Raw genomic sequence first — 15,617 nt, forward strand, 5'->3', positions numbered from 1 at the left:
CCTCACACCTGTTCGAACGCGCGGGCTCGCACCGGCAGCGCGTTTCCCGCGGCGGCGGCGCGTTTCGCGCCGCGCGCCAGTTCTCGCTGCATGTCCCGCACGTACGGTTCGAATTCGATCTGGATGGTGTGCCGGGGCGAGTCGTAGTAGCGGCCGGTTCTGGCCGATTCCGCGGACCGGATGGCCGCCCGCATCTCCTCCGTCGACGGCAGGTGGTAGCGGCCGGTCAGGTAGGCGGCGACCAGCTTGCTCTGCTGCTCCGCGAAATTCACCAGCGTGGGCAGGGGCTGGGCCAGCCCGAGGAAGAACAGGTTGTCGACGCCGGGCTTGATCATCTGCTTGAACAACGGGAAGCGGTTGTCGCGATCGGGCAACAGCTCGGGGTCGGAGAAGAACGGGAAGGAGATGCGGTAACCGGTGGCGCAGACGATCACGTCCACCTCTTCGGTGCTGCCGTCGGCGAAGCGCACCCGCGATCCCTCCAGCGCGGTGATCGCGGGCTTGAACGCGATGTCGCCGCAGCCCGCGCGGTGCAGGAACTCCTCGCTCGCCGAGGGGTGCGCCTCGAACGGCAGATGGTCCGGCCTGGGCAGGCCGTAATCCTCCATGTTGCCGCGGAACTTCCGGACGAAACGCTGCTTGAGCTTGAGACCCAGCTTCGGCGGCATCCATCGTGGCATCGAGCGCTTGTCGCCGACCTTGCCGTTGACGTACTTCGGCAGTACCCACACCCCGCGCCGGGCGGAGACATACAGCTTCGCGGCGATGAACCGCTGCGACAGCTCGGAGGCGATATCCAGCCCCGAGTTGCCCATGCCGACCACCACGACCCGTTTGCCGCGCATGTCGACGGGGTCGAACGGGTCGTTGTAAGCGTGACTGTGCAGAAGCGTGCCGTCGAATTCGCCGGGGTAGTCCGGGAGGCGCGGATCCCAGTGGTGCCCGTTGCAGACGACGAGCGCGTCGTAATCCTTGGTGTACCCCTCGCTCGTGGTGATCAGCCAGCGGCCGTCCGCCGCACGCTCGGCGGCGGTCACCTCGGTGCCGAACACGATGCGGTCGCGGATGCCGAAATGGTCGACGTAATCGCGGAAATACTGGAATAGCTGTGAATGGTGCGGAAAGTCCGGCCACTCGTCGGGCGCCGGATAGTCCTCGAACGCCAAGCGGAACTTGGACGTGTCGATGTGCAGGCTCTGATAACAGGCCGACATGCCGTTGGGGTTCTTGAAGTACCAGTTGCCCCCGACTTCGTCGGACGCCTCGTAGCAGTCGAAGGGGATGCCCTGGTCGTTGAGCCGTTTGGCGGCGGTGATCCCGGAGGGGCCCGCCCCGATCACACAGACGCGGGGGAGTGCGGTTGACGTCATTCACTGTCCTCGTGCTGGAGGGCCGTCCTCGATGACGGCCGAACCGTCCGGCGCGGGTACGCGCCGGAGTGACGTAGGCAACAAAATAACACTCACTAGACATAGTGTCTAGTGAGTGACGAGCTGTCTATCGAGTCCGTCCATGCGTAGACTCGGTCAGCGGAAGCAGCACGTCAGACCGGCTTTTATGGAGACGAGGTACCGGTTCACCATGCGTACGAACGCGAACACGAACCTGCGGGACGAGCAGAAGCAGCAGACCAGGGCCCGCCTGATGGAGGCCGCCAAGGAGCTGTTCGCGACCCGTGGCTACGCGGCGGTACGGGTGGACGAGATCGCCGGCGCGGTCGGTTGTAGCCGGGCCACGTTCTATCTGCACTTCGCGGGGAAGTTGGAGATCCTGCGCGCGATCGCCGAGCAGGGCACCGCGCCCACCGCGCTGCACTTCTATCAGGACCTCGACCGGGTGCTGGAGACCGGCTCGCGCGCCGAGTTCGCCGGCTGGATGACCCGCGCGATCGAGTGGTTCCACGAGTACAAGGATCTGCTGCCCGCCTGGGACGAGGCGACCGCGCTGGAGCCGGAGTTCCGCGAGATCGCCCGCAACGGCATCCTCGCCCTGCCCAACGCGATGACCGCCTACCTCGCCGGGTGGCCGGCCGATCGGCGCGACGAGGCGCGGCTGCGAGTGGAACTGCTTGTCGCGCAACTGGAACGGTTCTTCACCCGCTGGGCGATGCAGGGCACCATCGACGTCTCGGCGGACCAAGCCGTCGAGGTGCTCACCGATATCTGGTTTCCCGCGCTGCGCGCGCCGACGGCGGCGAGCTGAGCGCGCCGAGCGGAATCCGGTGTGCGGTGGCGCCTCGGCGAGCACCGTCGTATGCCGCGCGTGGCGTATGCGCTCCTGGACGCTCCGTCCGGGCACCGCTTCGAGGGATCGTGGGTCGGTGCCGAATCGCCGGTGCTGCTTGCCGATTCGCCGGAAGCGGAGCATGTCGCGCACGAGAACCGAAGCGGGCTGCCGGGTTGTCGCTCGCGGCGACGCCGGATCGGTTGCTAGATGTTCGCTGTTTGCTCGGACCTGACCATCCGCCGCCTCGATTGGGCGGTGGCCCGCAAATCTGTCGGCGTCGTGGGGCATCATCTGTGCACGCAGCCAACCACGAAATCGCTCGGAGTTACCATGCCGTCCCCACGAACCAAGCCGCAACCATTGTCGGACAGCGAGATTCAGCAGATCGCCACGGAGATCGCCGGTGGCCGCCCGCCCATGGTGTGGTTCACCGCCGCCGCGGTCGGTGTGCCGGAGGGGCGATCGGGCAAGGTGATCGCGCTCGGTGACCCTACCGACGGTGACTTCCTGCAGGTCCGGCCGACCGGATCGAAGGATGTACTGTCCTTCTCTCCCATCGAGGTGACCTTGACCAAGCCGCCCCGAGGCGCGGCGGGCGCCACCGCCCAGCCGAAGCCGACCACTAGGAAGGAATCCCCTGTGACCCAGTCGTCGACCACGACGAGCACCGCGACTCAGCCCGCGCAGGCGAGCGCACCCGAGCCGTCGGCCGGCCCGAAGCCCGCGGAGACCACCGCCGCGGCGAGCCGCGCCGAGAGCGCGGGCAAGCAAGCTCCGGCGGCGACGGCGCCGAAGCCCGCCAAGGCGGCCGCCGCCCGCAAGCCCAAGGCGCCCGAGGTCACCGTGACGCTCACCGGCACCGCCGACGGCGAGTGGTCGATCGACGTGGTCAGCGGTAAGAAGCGCACCTTGCGCGGCCTTCCGGTGGCCGGTTCCACGGTGGCGCAGGCGGCGAAGATCCTGCATCCCGAGGTTGCCGAGGTCGTCGCCGGGGTCCTGGACGCGTTGCGCGGCGTGCAGGAGGCCAAGGTGCAGCAGTTACAGGCCGAGCTCGAGGAGGCCAAGCGCCTGCTGGACGAGCTGAGCGACTGAGTCACACCGCGGGACTCGCGGATCGGGCGGCCGTGCGCCAGATCCGGCGCTCGGCGCCGGGAGTCGCGCGCCGGAGGTCGTCGTGGAACGCGTAGCCGAGCGAGTACTGCTTCGCGTGGTACATGGCGGCGTCCGCGTCCCGCAGCAGGCTGTGCACGTCGGTGTCCGAGCTGCGCGGACCCACGCACGCCACGCCGACGCTCGCGGTGATCGGGATCTCGCCCGCGCTCAGCCCGAACGGCCGGACGAACGCGCCGAGCAGCCGTTCGGCCAGCACGGCGGCCTCGGGCCGGGCGAGCGGGGCGAGCACGACGAATTCGTCGCCGCCGTATCGGGTCACCACATCCTCGTGACGCACCACCCGCCGGATCCGGCCCGCCGCCGTCGCGATCAGTTCGTCGCCGACGGCGTGGCCGTAGCTGTCGTTGACCCGCTTGAAGCCGTCGAGGTCGATGAACAGCAGACAGATCGATTGCTCTGCCCACCGTTCGCCGCGCTGCCGCAGGGCACGCAGCAGCGCCGCCCGGTTCAGCAACCCGGTGAGTATGTCGTGGTCGGCCTGGTATTGCGCGCGGCGCTCGCTGCGGGCACTGCGCACGATCGCGCGCTCGCTGCGCACCAGCATGCCGATCAGCAACAGCGCGAACAGCGACGACACCACCACGCGGTCGAGCGGATGCAGGCTGGACCCGACCACCGGCACCAGCGAGGCCACGATCAGCGCGATCGCGATGAGGCTGGCACGCTGCCTGGAGTGGTGCGGGTGGATGCGCCGCGGGGCGCCGAGTGTGGCCATGGTCGGGTGCAGCGCCGCGACGCCCACGGTGGCGTAGGCGGCGAGCAGGGGAGCCAGCAGCACCTCGCGCCCGAGCGCGGTCGCGCCCGCGGTCTCCAAGCTGTAGCCCAGATCTCCGAGCAGCACCGCGATCAGCCCGGCGTGCAACAGCCACAGCGAGGTCTCCGCGCGCGTGGAGGTGGCCATCGAGTGCGCCACCAAGGTGAGCAGCAACGCGTCGAGCACCGGATAGGTCGCCGCCACCACCGCGTCGAGCCCGGTCTCGGTGGATTGCAGGATCGGGGAGATGAGGAAGGTCCAGGAAGCGAGCAGCGCGCCGAGCCCGATCAGAGCGGAGTCCAGCAGCAGGTCGTAATTGCCGTGCACGTGGCGCGGCCACAACCAGATCAGCGCGGCGAGCCCGACACCGAGATAACCGAGCAGGGTGAACGCGTCGTCGAGCGGGTGGATCGCATGGTCGCCGATGCCACGCAGTGTGGTGCCGGTGGCGAACAGCACCGCCGAGCCGGACAGCAGATACCACGGCAACGGGTGCGCGGGCCGGTGGGTGTGCACGCCGACGGCGATCATGGCGAGCGCTTCGCCGACGATGAGGGCCATCGTCACGAACGCCACCACCTGCGAATCGAGCGTCAGGTGGACCGCGATCGCGGCTGCGCCTCCCCCGAGAAGCACCGCGTACCAGCCCGATCCGATACTGCGCCGACAGCCGGGCTGTGGCTGTTCACTGGGTGTCATCAGCCCCCCTTGGTCGCTCCATCCCCGATGAACCGGGCCGCGTAATAGATCTGGGAATCCTCCACCGCGACTTCGACGTTCGCCTGTTCGTCGAGCACTGCCCGGATGCTGTCGGCGAACGAGAACCGAGTGTTGTTGTACGAGCAGATGTCCCAACCGACCGCAGCGCGCTCGGCAACCAATGCCTGGACAACTGATTTGATCATGGCATGGAATGCCGCCCCTTGGCGGGCACTTGGCGCAACAAGGGTGAAACCCGCGTAGTAGATCGCGTCGCGCGCCGCGTGTTCGGGATAGCGCGCCGCGAAATAGTCCGGACTGATCCACGGCACGGTCTCCAGATGCCTGGTCAGCGTGGTCACGCCGATCGGCTCGCCGTCGGCGTGCGCCACGTACTTCCGCACGCGGGGATCCACCATCTCTTCCCGGAACTCCTCGGGATGCAGCACCTGCCGCGCGATGGCCTTCGCGCGCAGCGGGCCGAACGCCTCCTCATAGAGACGGTGGAAGATCGGGATCCGTTCCTCCGGCATCGTCGTCTCGACGGTCACCGCGATCTCGCTCACCGCGGACTCCAGGGGATGGTGTGGTAAGCGGCAAGGACCAGCGCGCATGCCGGATCGCCGTCGGAAGTCGCGTCCACGGTGCACAGCTGGACCGGGCCGAAGCCGTCGCCGCGGTGGCGGGTCATGTCCGCCAGGCTGGCGCGGATCAGGGCTGCGACTTCTTCGCTGGTCCCGGCCTCGTGCTCGACGAATAGTCCCGCGCCGGAATCATCGTCGCGCAGCGCCCAGCCGATGCCCGCGGCCGCGGTAGCGCCGCGTTCGTACGCGTGCCGCACGGCGTACACACAGTAGAGGCGATCTCCCCACGGGATCGGCTCGCGCACCCGGCCGATGCGCTCGACGGTGGCGCGCGGTGGAATGACCGACGACAACCGGATCAGGTTGGCTTCGCCCACACCGAGCGCGCGCAGCGCGGCGTCGAACGCCGACATGGCGGTCGCTCCGGCCCCGGTCGCGGCGCCGATCTCGATCGTCAGCGGTGCCGGAAGCGACCGCTCCAGCGGCGGCCGCAGCCGATCGGCCCGAGGTCGCGCGCGTAGGTCGCCCCGCGAGGTGTCGTGCATCATGGTGCCCTCCCGATCCGACTCGGCCACCGATTTTGCAGGCCGGTCTTGCGTCGAAATCGACTGTGCGTCACGAACGCCGATCGCGCAGCGGAGCGCGCCGAAAACAACGCTCGGTCGGCGTGTCTCGTACCCTGACACGACCGACGAGAACAGCGAGGGACGAGCTTGCGGACATGGGTGGCGCCGGGGCGGGTCAATATCATCGGTGAGCACACCGACTACAACGACGGATACGTCCTGCCGATCGCGTTGCCGCTGGTGGTGCGGTGCGCGGCCGCGGCGCGCAGCGACGGGCGGGTGCGGGTGGGCTCCCGGCAGCGGCCCGGCGAGCCGGTGCTCGTCGCGGTGTCCGATCTCGCGCGACAGCGGGCCCGCGTACCCGGGTGGGCGCGCTATCCGCTCGGCGTGGTCGCCGAGTTCACCCGGCGCGGGCACCGGATTCCCGGTGTGGAATTCGACCTCGACGGCGCGGTGCCGATCGGTGCGGGGCTGTCGTCCTCGGCGGCCCTGTCCTGCGCGGTGGCCGTCGCACTGCGCGACCTGTTCGCCCCCGGCCTGACCGACCGGGCGTTGATCGATGTGGCCCGTGCCGCCGAGAACGACTACGTCGGCGCGCCGACCGGCTTGCTCGATCAGTCGGCCGCGATGCTGTGCACGGCCGGCCACGCGCTCTTGCTGGACGTGCGGGCATTCGCCGCCGACACCACCGCGCCGCGCGGGACCGGGCACGAGCAGATCCCTTTCGATCTCGCCGCGTTCGGACTCGAGCTGCTGGTGATCGATACCGGGCAACCGCACGAACTGGTCGACGGACGCTACGCCGAGCGTCGCGACCAGTGCGCGGCGGCGGCCGGGGCGCTGGGCGTCACCGCCTTGCGCGATGTGGCGGCGGCCGACGTCGACCGGATCGCCGACGACGTGCTGCGCCGCCGCGCCCGGCACGTCGTGACGGAGAACGCCAGGGTGCTTGCGGTTGCCGAGAAATTGCGTGAAGGCATCGACCCGCGCGGAATCGGCCCGATACTCACCGCGGGACACGCTTCGCTGCGGGACGACTTCGATGTGTCCACCCCAGCGCTCGACGCGGCGGTCGACGCCGCGCTGGCCGCGGGAGCGCACGGCGGGCGGATGGTCGGCGGCGGGTTCGGCGGAAGCGTCATCACGCTCGTCGACCAGGAGGACACCGAGGCGGTGGGGGAGGCGGTGCGGCGGCGCTTCGCCGACGTGGGCCTGCCCGGTCCGCGCACGTTCGTGGTTTCTCCCGCCGCCGGAGCGGGCCGGGTCGGCTGAGCGACCGACCGGATTTGTGTGCGAATGTGCCGCGCCGGTAGGGCATGATCACGCAGAGTGGTGTCAGCCGACACCATTCGGCGGGCGACGAGGAGGTCGCGCGCGCCGGGCAGACCAGCACGACGCACGCGCTCGCACGACGGACGATCTCGCTCGTCGCCCCGGTTTCACCGCCAGGAGGAACGCTGTGCCGCTCGCCGATCCGTCCGTTCTAGCCGCCGTGCCGATCGTGTCCGACCTGCACCTGGCCGCTTCGCCCCCGCATCTGGAAGCCGCCGAGACCCTCCGGCTGGACGCGCAGCCGGTCGACTACGCGCTGGTCGCCCTGTATTTCGTGTTCGTGCTCGGCATCGGCCTGCTGGCCAGGCAGCGCGTGTCCTCCAGCATCGACTTCTTCCTGTCCGGGCGCTCGCTGCCCGCCTGGGTGACCGGTCTGGCCTTCATCTCCGCCAACCTCGGCGCGGTGGAGATCATGGGCATGTCCGCCAACGGCGCGGAGTACGGGTTCCCGACCTTCCACTACTTCTGGATCGGCGCGGTTCCGGCCATGCTGTTCCTCGGCGTGGTGATGATGCCGTTCTACTACGGCTCCAAGGTGCGCAGCGTGCCGGAGTTCATGCGCCGCCGTTTCGGCACCGGCGCACATCTGGTGAACGCGCTGAGTTTCGCCGTCGCGCAGATCCTCATCGCCGGGGTCAACCTGTATCTGCTCGGGTCCATCGTGAACGTGCTGCTGGGCTGGCCGCTGTGGGTCTCGGTGATCGTGGCCGCGGTGATCGTGCTGTCCTACATCACTCTCGGCGGTCTGTCGGCGGCGATCTACAACGAGGTGCTCCAGTTCTTCGTCATCGTCGCCGCGCTGCTGCCGCTGACCCTGGTCGGACTGCACAAGATCGGCGGCTGGGACGGTCTTCGCGACAAGGTCACGGCGTCGCCGGGCGGGCCGCAACAACTGGAGTCCTGGCCGGGCGACGCGCTCAGCGGGTTCGGCAACGACTTCCTGTCGATTCTCGGCATCGTCTTCGGGCTGGGGTTCGTGCTGTCGTTCGGGTACTGGACCACCAATTTCGTCGAGGTGCAGCGCGCCATGGCGACGCATTCCATCTCGGCGGCGCGGCGCACGCCGATCATCGGCGCCTACCCGAAGATGTTCATCCCGCTGATCGTCATCATTCCCGGCATGATCAGCGCCGTCCTGGTGCCGCAGATGTCGGAGTACAAAGCGGCGGTGACCGCGAATCCGGACTTCGAGAGCGACACCACCTACAACCAGGCGCTGCTGTACCTGATGAAGGACGTGCTGCCCAACGGACTGCTCGGGGTGGGGCTGGCCGGCCTGCTCGCGGCGTTCATGGCGGGCATGGCGGCCAACATCTCCGCGTTCAACACCGTGTTCAGCTACGACCTGTGGCAGCAGTACGTGCGACGCGACCGCCCGGACGGCTACTACCTCGGCGTGGGCCGGTTGGCCACCATCGGAGCGACCGTGGCCGCGATCTTCACCGCGTTCATCGCGTCCGGATTCAGCAACATGATGGACTACCTGCAAACCCTGTTCAGCTTCTTCAACGCGCCGCTGTTCGCCACATTCATCCTCGGCATGTTCTGGAAGCGGATGACACCGACCGCGGGCTGGATGGGATTGGTCTGCGGAACCGGTTCGGCCATCCTGGTTTTCCTTCTGCACGAGGCAGACGTCTTCGAACTGTCCGGGCAAGGTGCCAGTTTCGTCGCCGCCGGTGCGGCCTTCGTGGTCGATATCGTGGTCAGCGTCCTGGTCACCCAGGTGACGCAGCCGAAGCCGGCATCCGAACTGGTCGGGCTGGTGTACTCGGAGACGCCGAAGGAGGTCCGCACCGATCCGGAGGCGGGCACGCTGCCCTGGTACCAGCGCCCGGTCCTGCTGGCGGGCATCGCGCTCGCGCTTGTCATCGTGCTCAATGTTGTCGTCGGATAAGGAGACGCCGCAATGCTTTTCGATATCCGCACCATCGTCGGCGCGCTGCTCGGGTGCTACTCGGTCGTTCTGGTCGTCACCGGCCTGGTGCACGACACCGCGGCCGAGGAGGCCAAGACCGGCGGGATCCACGTGAACCTCTGGGCCGGGCTCGGCATGGGGGTGGTGGCGCTGGCTTTCGTGGCCTGGGTGCTGCTGCGTCCGGTTCAGGTGCCGCCCGAACCACGCCCGGCGGACCGCGCCGAGGAGGAGCGCGATTCCGCGTGACACGACGGTGCCCCCCGGGAAATCCCCGGGGGGCACTGATTGTCGCGCGGTTCAGGCGTCAGGGACGGGTGGTTCCGCCGGCGCCGGGCATACCGGTTCCACCGGCTCCCGGCATACCGGTTCCGCCCACTCCCGGCGTGCCGGTCCCGCCGACACCGGGGGTGCCGGTTCCGCCGGCGCCCGGGCGGGGGGTCGCGCCGCGTTCCGTGGCGGTATCTCCGGCACCCGGTCGCGGGATATCGCCGCGCCAAGCGCCTGTTTCGCGTCCTCGTTCTTCGACGAAGTGCTTGAAGCGCTCGAGGTCACCGCTGACTCGGTGCTTCAGCACCCCGAGCTTGTCGGCGACGTTTTCCACGAACCCTTCGGGATCGACGTCCATCTGCGCGGTCACCCTGGTGTGGGTGTCGTCGAGCCGATGGAAGGTGACGACCCCCGCGTGTTTGGGTCCGCTGTCGGATTTCCAGGCGATCCGTTCGTCCGGATGCTGCTCGGTGATCGTCGCGTCGAACTCTCGCGTCGACGGGCCGACATGGACACGCCAGTGCGTGTGCCGGTCATCGAGCTGGTCCACCGCTTCGACACCCTCCATGAAATGCGGAAACGACTCGAACTGCGTCCACTGGTTGTAGGCGGTACGAACCGGAACTTCGACGTCCACCGTGGCGGCCATTGTGCTCACTTGCTACCCCTTTCTTCGCCCACTCACACCATCGTGCGGACGGGCGTCTTTCGGTTGACAAGCGCTCCCTTGGGGGCGACTCGGGACATTCATCGCTTACCCGGGGGGTGGGAGGGCAAACAGGAGGAGGTCTACGCAAGTGCGGTCGCCGCGTAGATGTCCAGCTCTCGGACCGGTTGTGTCCTGGCCCACGGTTCGAATCTCGCCCGGGTCTGCGCGTACGCGCGGCGCAGCCTCGGCGAGGTGTTCTGCGCGGCCAGTTCGAGCGCGTGCCTGGCGGCCGCGCACGCCCGGTCGACATCGCGTGGCACCGTCAGTTGTGCCAGACTGAGATTCCACAAGGCCCGGTCGCGGGCCGCATGGGCCGGGATCAGTCCCAGCACTCCGTCGATCGTGTCGGCCGCCGCACCGAACTCGCCACCGGTTTCCAGGCAGCGGGCGGTCATGGCGCCGGTCGTCCAGGCACTCTGGTAGTAGCAGTACGACTCGTCCGGCGTCGTCTGCGCGGTGAACTCGTCGCGTACTCGAAGCAGCTGCCGCCACGCGTCGAAGTTCCGTCCGGCGGACGCGAATGCCTGTGCGGCGCACAGCTTGCGGAAGTCTTCGACGCGACCGTCCCGAACTCGCGGCCGCAGCATTCCGTCCGCGAGGGCCGCGGCAGTTCGGAATTCGCGCAGCTGAACCGCGAGCTGGGTTCTATGGCAGAGGATGCCGGTCGCGATATCGATCTCACCGGATTCGTCCGCGTGCTGATAGGCGATGCGAAACAGCCTGTCCGCGTGGTCCAGATCGCCCTGATCCCACGCCGACCACGCGCTGCTGGCCATGGCCTCTGCGGTCAACGACTGCAGTGCCGGGCGTAAGTTCGCCGGGCAGTCGCGCAGCAGCGACACGCATGTCCGTGCCTGGGCCTCGATGATCGGTCGAACCGCCTCCGACCCCAGCTGATCGTCCAATAGTTGTGCGGAGTGCACAGTGTTCCGTAGATGGCCGATCGCGTCGGCCGTGACGGTCGGAGAACCGCCGCTTCTGCTCATCGTCGCCGCGCCGATGACGGTGGCGGTAGCGGCGATCTTCTGGCGCCGATGCACGTCCAGGTCGCCACGCAACGCCCGGAAACGCTTCTGCGCTCCGCGGTCCGCGTCGTGCAACACGCTGTCCAGGCGCGCTTGGTGGCCGATTCCGACGTGACGGTCCGGTCGGCTTTCCCAGAAGCTCACCGTCCGTTGACCGCAACGCAGCAGCTCCGCGAGTTCGCTCTGCGTCAACCTGCACGCGTGGCGGAGCGTCTTCACATCCGCGCCGGTCCACATCGTCACTTCTGCCACGGTGCCCCCTCGGCCTGCTGAACGGTCGTTGCTGCCGATTGCTCGAACCTGCGTGTCCGCTGCCTTCCACCAGGCATTTTGCACCGGCATTGTGGCCTGTGTACCTGGAACCGGGAAACCCTGTCGCACAACCGAACCTGTGTCGCGGGACGTCCGCTTCGTGCACGACACATCGTGGCGGCCGGAGTTCCGGCCCCGGTTCCGGCTCGACCGACGATCGCGAAGGGCCTGTCAGTGCAAAACATTCCTGATGGGGGCACGCCGTTGTCCCGCTGTGGTCGACGACCACCCGCGCGACCGGGAGACGACCTTATGATCTACGACGAACGCGCCGAGGCCGAGATAGCCGTTCTCACCGATGTCATCGTCGCTGTCGACGCGGCACTGACGGTCGCCGCCCGCCGTGGCGGGCAGCCCAGCGACCAGCGCGCTCACGTGGTCGCGATCGTGCTCTACGAGTTGATCGCCAGTGCCCGAACGGTGGCCGGACCCGATACCGGCCGCCTCTACGCCGCCCCCCTTCTCGATCACCCTCTCGAGAACGCGGCTCCGGAATTGTCCCCGCTCGACCTCTTGATCCCCCTCCTCGTCGACCGCCACACCACTTGACGCCCTTCGCGCAGCCACCTCGGGCCAGGTGCGAGGACCACCCGAAATGTGCGAGGACACCCGAGAACGCGCTGCGCCATTCTTGTGGATGCGGCAGTGACCGCTTTCGTAACGGCGACTACACATGACCATCGAGTCGAGGAGGGTCCGAATGAAGAAGGTCGATATTCTCGAGATGCCCACCCGGAGCGAGATGCGGAATCCCGAGGCACTGAAGAATCGCATCCAGGCCTCCAACGGGGGCCGGGCCGACGCGTTCGACACGTTTCGGTTCGGCTGCCTGATCGCAGCAACAGGGGCGGAAGAGAACGGCAGCGACGACAACGCATGTGTCCACCAGTTCGCGGACGCGCTGCCGGGCTGGCTGAGCCGCCTCGGCTTGAACCTGGACGTCCACGCGTGCGGCGTCCTGCACACGGCGGACGGCAACAACACCACCGATAGTGGCGATGCCTCATCGATCTATTGGACGATGACGGGATTCAGCGACCGCCCTCGTGTCTACGAGGCCATCGCTTTCCCAGCCGGTACACCGGCGCCTTCCGGCTCGTTGATCCAGCAATACGATGGCTGGTCGCAAAATGCCGCCAGGATAGCGGAGGAGGAGTCCAGTGATTCGGCGCGATTCTCCGCGTTCGTGGAAGCGATGTCCGGCTCGCTGAACTCCTCGGGCAAGAACTTCGGCGGAACCTCGTTCAGTTACTGCAACTGCGACGGCAGCGAAACGTACATCCCCGCCACCGAAGACATCCGAATGCTATGGAGCGTTGCGGGATTGCCCTCCTTCGCATCCAGGGCCTCCTACGACAACCACATGTACGAGTGTGTATCCACCCTCCCGAAGTAGTCTTTCTCGTCGCCTTCAGCGACAGCAGTTGGGGTCGAGGACTACGCAGAGTGCTGCCAGGGCGTCGCGGCGGGCGCGGTGAAAGGTGTTCATGCCGCGGCGTTCGGAGTCCACGAGACCGGCCTTGCGGAGTTGGCCGAGGTGATGGCTGACCGTCGACTCCGACAGTCCCACCGCTGTGGCGAGGTCGCCGCCGTTCTCCTCGCCGGGAGAGCTGGTCAGCAGCAGGGACAACAACTTCACGCGCACCGGGTCGGCGATCGCCTTCAGGCGCAGCGCCACTTCCAGCGCGGCGGCGTCGTCGACCGGTCCGGCCGCGACCGGCGCGCAGCAGACCGGGGTGGACATGTCGATCACGGGCAGCGTCTTGGGCATGTGATCAACCCTACCGACTTTATTGACATATGTCGAAAAGGTGGCAGACTCGGCACCGGACCAGTTCTTCGATATATGTCACACAAGTGGAGGTAGTCATGTCCCGCATCCAGCTCGCCCTCAACGTCGACGACATCGACCGGGCCGTGCAGTTCTACTCGACCCTCTTCGGCGCCGAGCCCGCCAAGCGCAAGCCCGGCTACGCCAACTTCGCCCTCACCGAACCGTCGCTGAAACTCGTACTGATCGAGAACCCCGGCCACGGCGGCAGCGTCAACCACCTCGGCGTCGAGGTCGAGAGCTCCGACCAGGTGCACGCCGAGATCGCTCGCCTGTCCGAGGCGGGATTGTTCACCGAGGAGCAGCTCGCCACCATCTGTTGCTTCGCCACGCAGGACAAGGTGTGGGTCACTGCTCCGGACGCCGAACGCTGGGAGGTCTACACCGTCCTCGCCGACAGTGACACCTTCGGTGTCGCGCCTGAATCGGAGAGCGCGTCCGAACTCTCCGACGCCGAGGCGGTCCAGGCATGTTGCGGTACCGCCGAGGAGGCCGCGACGGAAGGAGCGTGCTGCGGCTCGAACGCGAAGAAGGAAGCGGTCGCCTCCGGGGCGACCTGCTGCCACTGATCTCGCACTCCTCGCGAGCAGCGAGTTCACTGAATGTTCGCTTGCCTCCGGCTTCGATATCTATCAATATCGATGCGTGTCGAAACCGAAGTTGCCGATGATGGGCGTGACCTCACCATCGTGTGAGGTCACGCCCCTGGTCCAGCAACCGCTGACCACCGATGCCGCCGCCGAACTGGCCGGCTCCGCGCCCGCCGACCGGATCAATCCCGTGGTCGCCGATATGCTGCGCGAGATCGGCATCGATATCACCGACCGGAAACCGAAGATCCTCACCCCCGAAGCCGTCGAAGCCTCCGATGTCGTCATCACCATGGGTTGCGGCGACGCCTGCCCCTACTACCCCGGAAAACGCTACCTCGACTGGAAACTCGACGACCCGGCCGGACAAGATCACGACACCGTGCATGCCATCCGCCACCAGATCGAACGGCATGTACGCACCCTGCTCGCCGACCTCGGAATTACGACGACGTGACGTAGGCCGCCGCGTATCGGGGCCATCGACGCGCTTTCCACAGAGAAAGCCGGACGGGTTCGTGACCCGCCCGGCTCATGTCGAGAACTTGAATTCGGTTCCTCCGGAGATCGATCAGAACGGGAGGAAGAAGAAGCCGAACCACGCACCAACGGCTGCGCCGACCGCGCAACCGATGACGGCGCCGACGACGAAGAACCAGATGCCGATGGCGATGCCGATCGCGCACCCGATCGCCGCACCGAGCAGCGCTCCACCGAGCAGGGCGTCGTGCATCAGGCCCTGTACCTCGGGTGTGACCGCAGCGGGTGACGGCACGCCTGCCGCCGGTGTCATCGTCAGGGTCCTACCCGACGGGTCGAGCGACGGTGTGAGGCTGAAGTTCTGGCCGGTCTCCATACGCAGTGTCGTCGGGATCGCGCCGACGATCGCGCCGTCATCGGCGAGAACGTTGACCGCGCCCGGCGCGACCTCGAATCTGCCGGAAGCGAGATCGATGACTGCGCTGCGGTGATCGGCGGCCAGGGTTGTGGTGTAGGCGATAGGCCCATCCACCCCGTTCAACGTGAGGCTTGCCAGGGTGCCCTCACCATGTGCTGTGGCCATTGCTATGCCCGTTGACGCGATCGCCATCAGGGCGGTAGCCACCAGTTTCTTGATAAACATTTGGAAGTCCAATCATCAGACGATGTGTTTGGATTTCCCCCGGACGGGCGACATCGACCGTCAGGTATGATCTTTCACCCTCAACCTGAGCACTGTCGATAGGTGTCGGGTATGAGAAATTTTCGTATTCGCGGTCGGATTTTTCCCCCTGTACTTCGCGCTGCCCGCGCCCACTCGGAACTGCCGCTCGACGGCCTGATATGTGATGCGCCGAGCCTGTCCGGTATTCGCCGCCACCGCGCCGGGCAGTCGAGAAACGCAGGCTGGAATCGCGGTCGAAGCCCCGGCACCGGAGTCGGTGCCGGGGCGAGAGCATTACTTCTGCGGTTCGGGTGCCTTGGGCATGGGCGAGTTGATCGTGCTGAAGTACATGATCGCCGCGCCGACGGCGACCGGGGCCGTCACCAGGATCTGACCCGCGACCGTGCCGAGGGCGCCGACGGCGACGATGCCGCCGAGGCAGCCGACGGCGGCGGCCGGGATGAACGGGCCGAACATGCCGACGATG

General features: G+C 67.4%; 16 protein-coding genes and 2 pseudogenes. 9 read left to right on the top strand and 9 right to left on the bottom strand.

The features are described 5' to 3' along the window. Window positions 1-2 precede the first annotated feature (2 nt). Window positions 3-1,370 (bottom strand): flavin-containing monooxygenase, encoded by a 1,368-nt coding sequence (locus ACFU5M_RS26800; protein ID WP_379053610.1) that lies wholly within the window; start codon window positions 1,368-1,370, stop codon window positions 3-5. Window positions 1,371-1,581: 211 nt separating this feature from the next. Here ACFU5M_RS26800 and ACFU5M_RS26805 point away from each other — a divergent pair, with 211 nt between their 5' ends. Then, window positions 1,582-2,202: a TetR/AcrR family transcriptional regulator gene (locus tag ACFU5M_RS26805; RefSeq protein WP_379053612.1), complete on the top strand. Its 621-nt coding sequence runs from the start codon at window positions 1,582-1,584 to the stop codon at window positions 2,200-2,202. Window positions 2,203-2,556: 354 nt separating this feature from the next. Beyond that, the gene (locus tag ACFU5M_RS26810) at window positions 2,557-3,318 is read left to right on the top strand and encodes a DUF6319 family protein (RefSeq protein WP_379053614.1); all 762 of its coding nucleotides are present in this window, start codon (window positions 2,557-2,559) and stop codon (window positions 3,316-3,318) included. Window position 3,319: 1 nt separating this feature from the next. On the opposite strand, the gene ACFU5M_RS26815 is transcribed toward ACFU5M_RS26810, so the two are convergent. Genes ACFU5M_RS26815 through ACFU5M_RS26825 form a run of 3 tightly spaced genes read right to left on the bottom strand, consistent with a single transcriptional unit; the run spans window position 3,320 to window position 5,984 of the window. Continuing rightward, window positions 3,320-4,852 carry a diguanylate cyclase domain-containing protein gene (locus tag ACFU5M_RS26815; protein WP_379053616.1) on the bottom strand — a complete coding sequence of 511 codons (1,533 nt, stop codon included), beginning with the start codon at window positions 4,850-4,852 and terminating at the stop codon, window positions 3,320-3,322. Then, window positions 4,852-5,418, bottom strand: coding sequence for a hypothetical protein (locus tag ACFU5M_RS26820; RefSeq protein WP_379053618.1), 567 nt, complete (start codon window positions 5,416-5,418; stop codon window positions 4,852-4,854). Before ACFU5M_RS26820 ends, ACFU5M_RS26815 begins: the two co-directional genes overlap by 1 nt. Further along, on the bottom strand, window positions 5,415-5,984 hold the full coding sequence (locus ACFU5M_RS26825; protein ID WP_379053619.1) for a pyruvoyl-dependent arginine decarboxylase: 570 nt from the start codon (window positions 5,982-5,984) through the stop codon (window positions 5,415-5,417). Before ACFU5M_RS26825 ends, ACFU5M_RS26820 begins: the two co-directional genes overlap by 4 nt. 165 nt (window positions 5,985-6,149) lie before the next feature. Here ACFU5M_RS26825 and galK point away from each other — a divergent pair, with 165 nt between their 5' ends. From galK to ACFU5M_RS26840, 3 genes are all read left to right on the top strand, one after another. Then, on the top strand, window positions 6,150-7,274 hold the full coding sequence (gene galK, locus ACFU5M_RS26830; RefSeq protein ID WP_379053621.1) for a galactokinase: 1,125 nt from the start codon (window positions 6,150-6,152) through the stop codon (window positions 7,272-7,274). 265 nt (window positions 7,275-7,539) lie between these two features. Next, window positions 7,540-9,231 carry a sodium:solute symporter family protein gene (locus ACFU5M_RS26835; RefSeq protein WP_379053640.1) on the top strand — a complete coding sequence of 564 codons (1,692 nt, stop codon included), beginning with the start codon at window positions 7,540-7,542 and terminating at the stop codon, window positions 9,229-9,231. 12 nt (window positions 9,232-9,243) lie between these two features. After that, window positions 9,244-9,498, top strand: a complete 255-nt coding sequence (locus ACFU5M_RS26840; RefSeq protein ID WP_379053623.1) for a hypothetical protein — start codon at window positions 9,244-9,246, stop codon at window positions 9,496-9,498. 220 nt (window positions 9,499-9,718) lie between these two features. On the opposite strand, the pseudogene ACFU5M_RS26845 reads toward ACFU5M_RS26840, so the two are convergent. Together ACFU5M_RS26845 and ACFU5M_RS26850 are read right to left on the bottom strand one after the other, a co-directional pair. Next, a pseudogene (locus tag ACFU5M_RS26845) lies at window positions 9,719-10,177 on the bottom strand (SRPBCC family protein); the annotation flags it as partial. Between the two features lie 131 nt (window positions 10,178-10,308). Further along, the gene (locus tag ACFU5M_RS26850; RefSeq protein WP_379053625.1) at window positions 10,309-11,505 is read right to left on the bottom strand and encodes a helix-turn-helix domain-containing protein; all 1,197 of its coding nucleotides are present in this window, start codon (window positions 11,503-11,505) and stop codon (window positions 10,309-10,311) included. A 312-nt stretch (window positions 11,506-11,817) separates the two neighbouring features. Here ACFU5M_RS26850 and ACFU5M_RS26855 point away from each other — a divergent pair, with 312 nt between their 5' ends. Both ACFU5M_RS26855 and ACFU5M_RS26860 read left to right on the top strand, forming a co-directional pair. Then, a complete protein-coding gene (locus tag ACFU5M_RS26855; RefSeq protein WP_379053627.1) occupies window positions 11,818-12,114 on the top strand; it encodes a hypothetical protein in 297 nt (98 codons plus the stop codon). Between the two features lie 151 nt (window positions 12,115-12,265). Continuing rightward, window positions 12,266-12,961: a hypothetical protein gene (locus ACFU5M_RS26860; protein WP_379053629.1), complete on the top strand. Its 696-nt coding sequence runs from the start codon at window positions 12,266-12,268 to the stop codon at window positions 12,959-12,961. A gap of 15 nt (window positions 12,962-12,976) precedes the next feature. Here ACFU5M_RS26860 and ACFU5M_RS26865 read toward each other — a convergent pair whose 3' ends face one another. Continuing rightward, window positions 12,977-13,336 carry an Rv2640c family ArsR-like transcriptional regulator gene (locus ACFU5M_RS26865; RefSeq protein WP_379053630.1) on the bottom strand — a complete coding sequence of 120 codons (360 nt, stop codon included), beginning with the start codon at window positions 13,334-13,336 and terminating at the stop codon, window positions 12,977-12,979. Window positions 13,337-13,434: 98 nt separating this feature from the next. Between ACFU5M_RS26865 and ACFU5M_RS26870 the strand changes: the two genes are divergently transcribed. Both ACFU5M_RS26870 and ACFU5M_RS26875 read left to right on the top strand, forming a co-directional pair. Continuing rightward, window positions 13,435-13,965: an ArsI/CadI family heavy metal resistance metalloenzyme gene (locus ACFU5M_RS26870; protein WP_379053632.1), complete on the top strand. Its 531-nt coding sequence runs from the start codon at window positions 13,435-13,437 to the stop codon at window positions 13,963-13,965. A gap of 76 nt (window positions 13,966-14,041) precedes the next feature. Then, the gene (locus ACFU5M_RS26875) at window positions 14,042-14,443 is read left to right on the top strand and encodes a heat-shock protein HtpX (protein WP_379053634.1); all 402 of its coding nucleotides are present in this window, start codon (window positions 14,042-14,044) and stop codon (window positions 14,441-14,443) included. 114 nt (window positions 14,444-14,557) lie between these two features. On the opposite strand, the gene ACFU5M_RS26880 is transcribed toward ACFU5M_RS26875, so the two are convergent. Further along, window positions 14,558-15,049, bottom strand: a complete 492-nt coding sequence (locus ACFU5M_RS26880) for a hypothetical protein (protein WP_379053636.1) — start codon at window positions 15,047-15,049, stop codon at window positions 14,558-14,560. Window positions 15,050-15,424: 375 nt separating this feature from the next. Next, a pseudogene (locus ACFU5M_RS26885) lies at window positions 15,425-15,617 on the bottom strand (hypothetical protein); the annotation flags it as partial.

It is taken from the genome of Nocardia sp. NPDC057455 (assembly GCF_042802775.1).
Taxonomy (GTDB): domain Bacteria; phylum Actinomycetota; class Actinomycetes; order Mycobacteriales; family Mycobacteriaceae; genus Nocardia.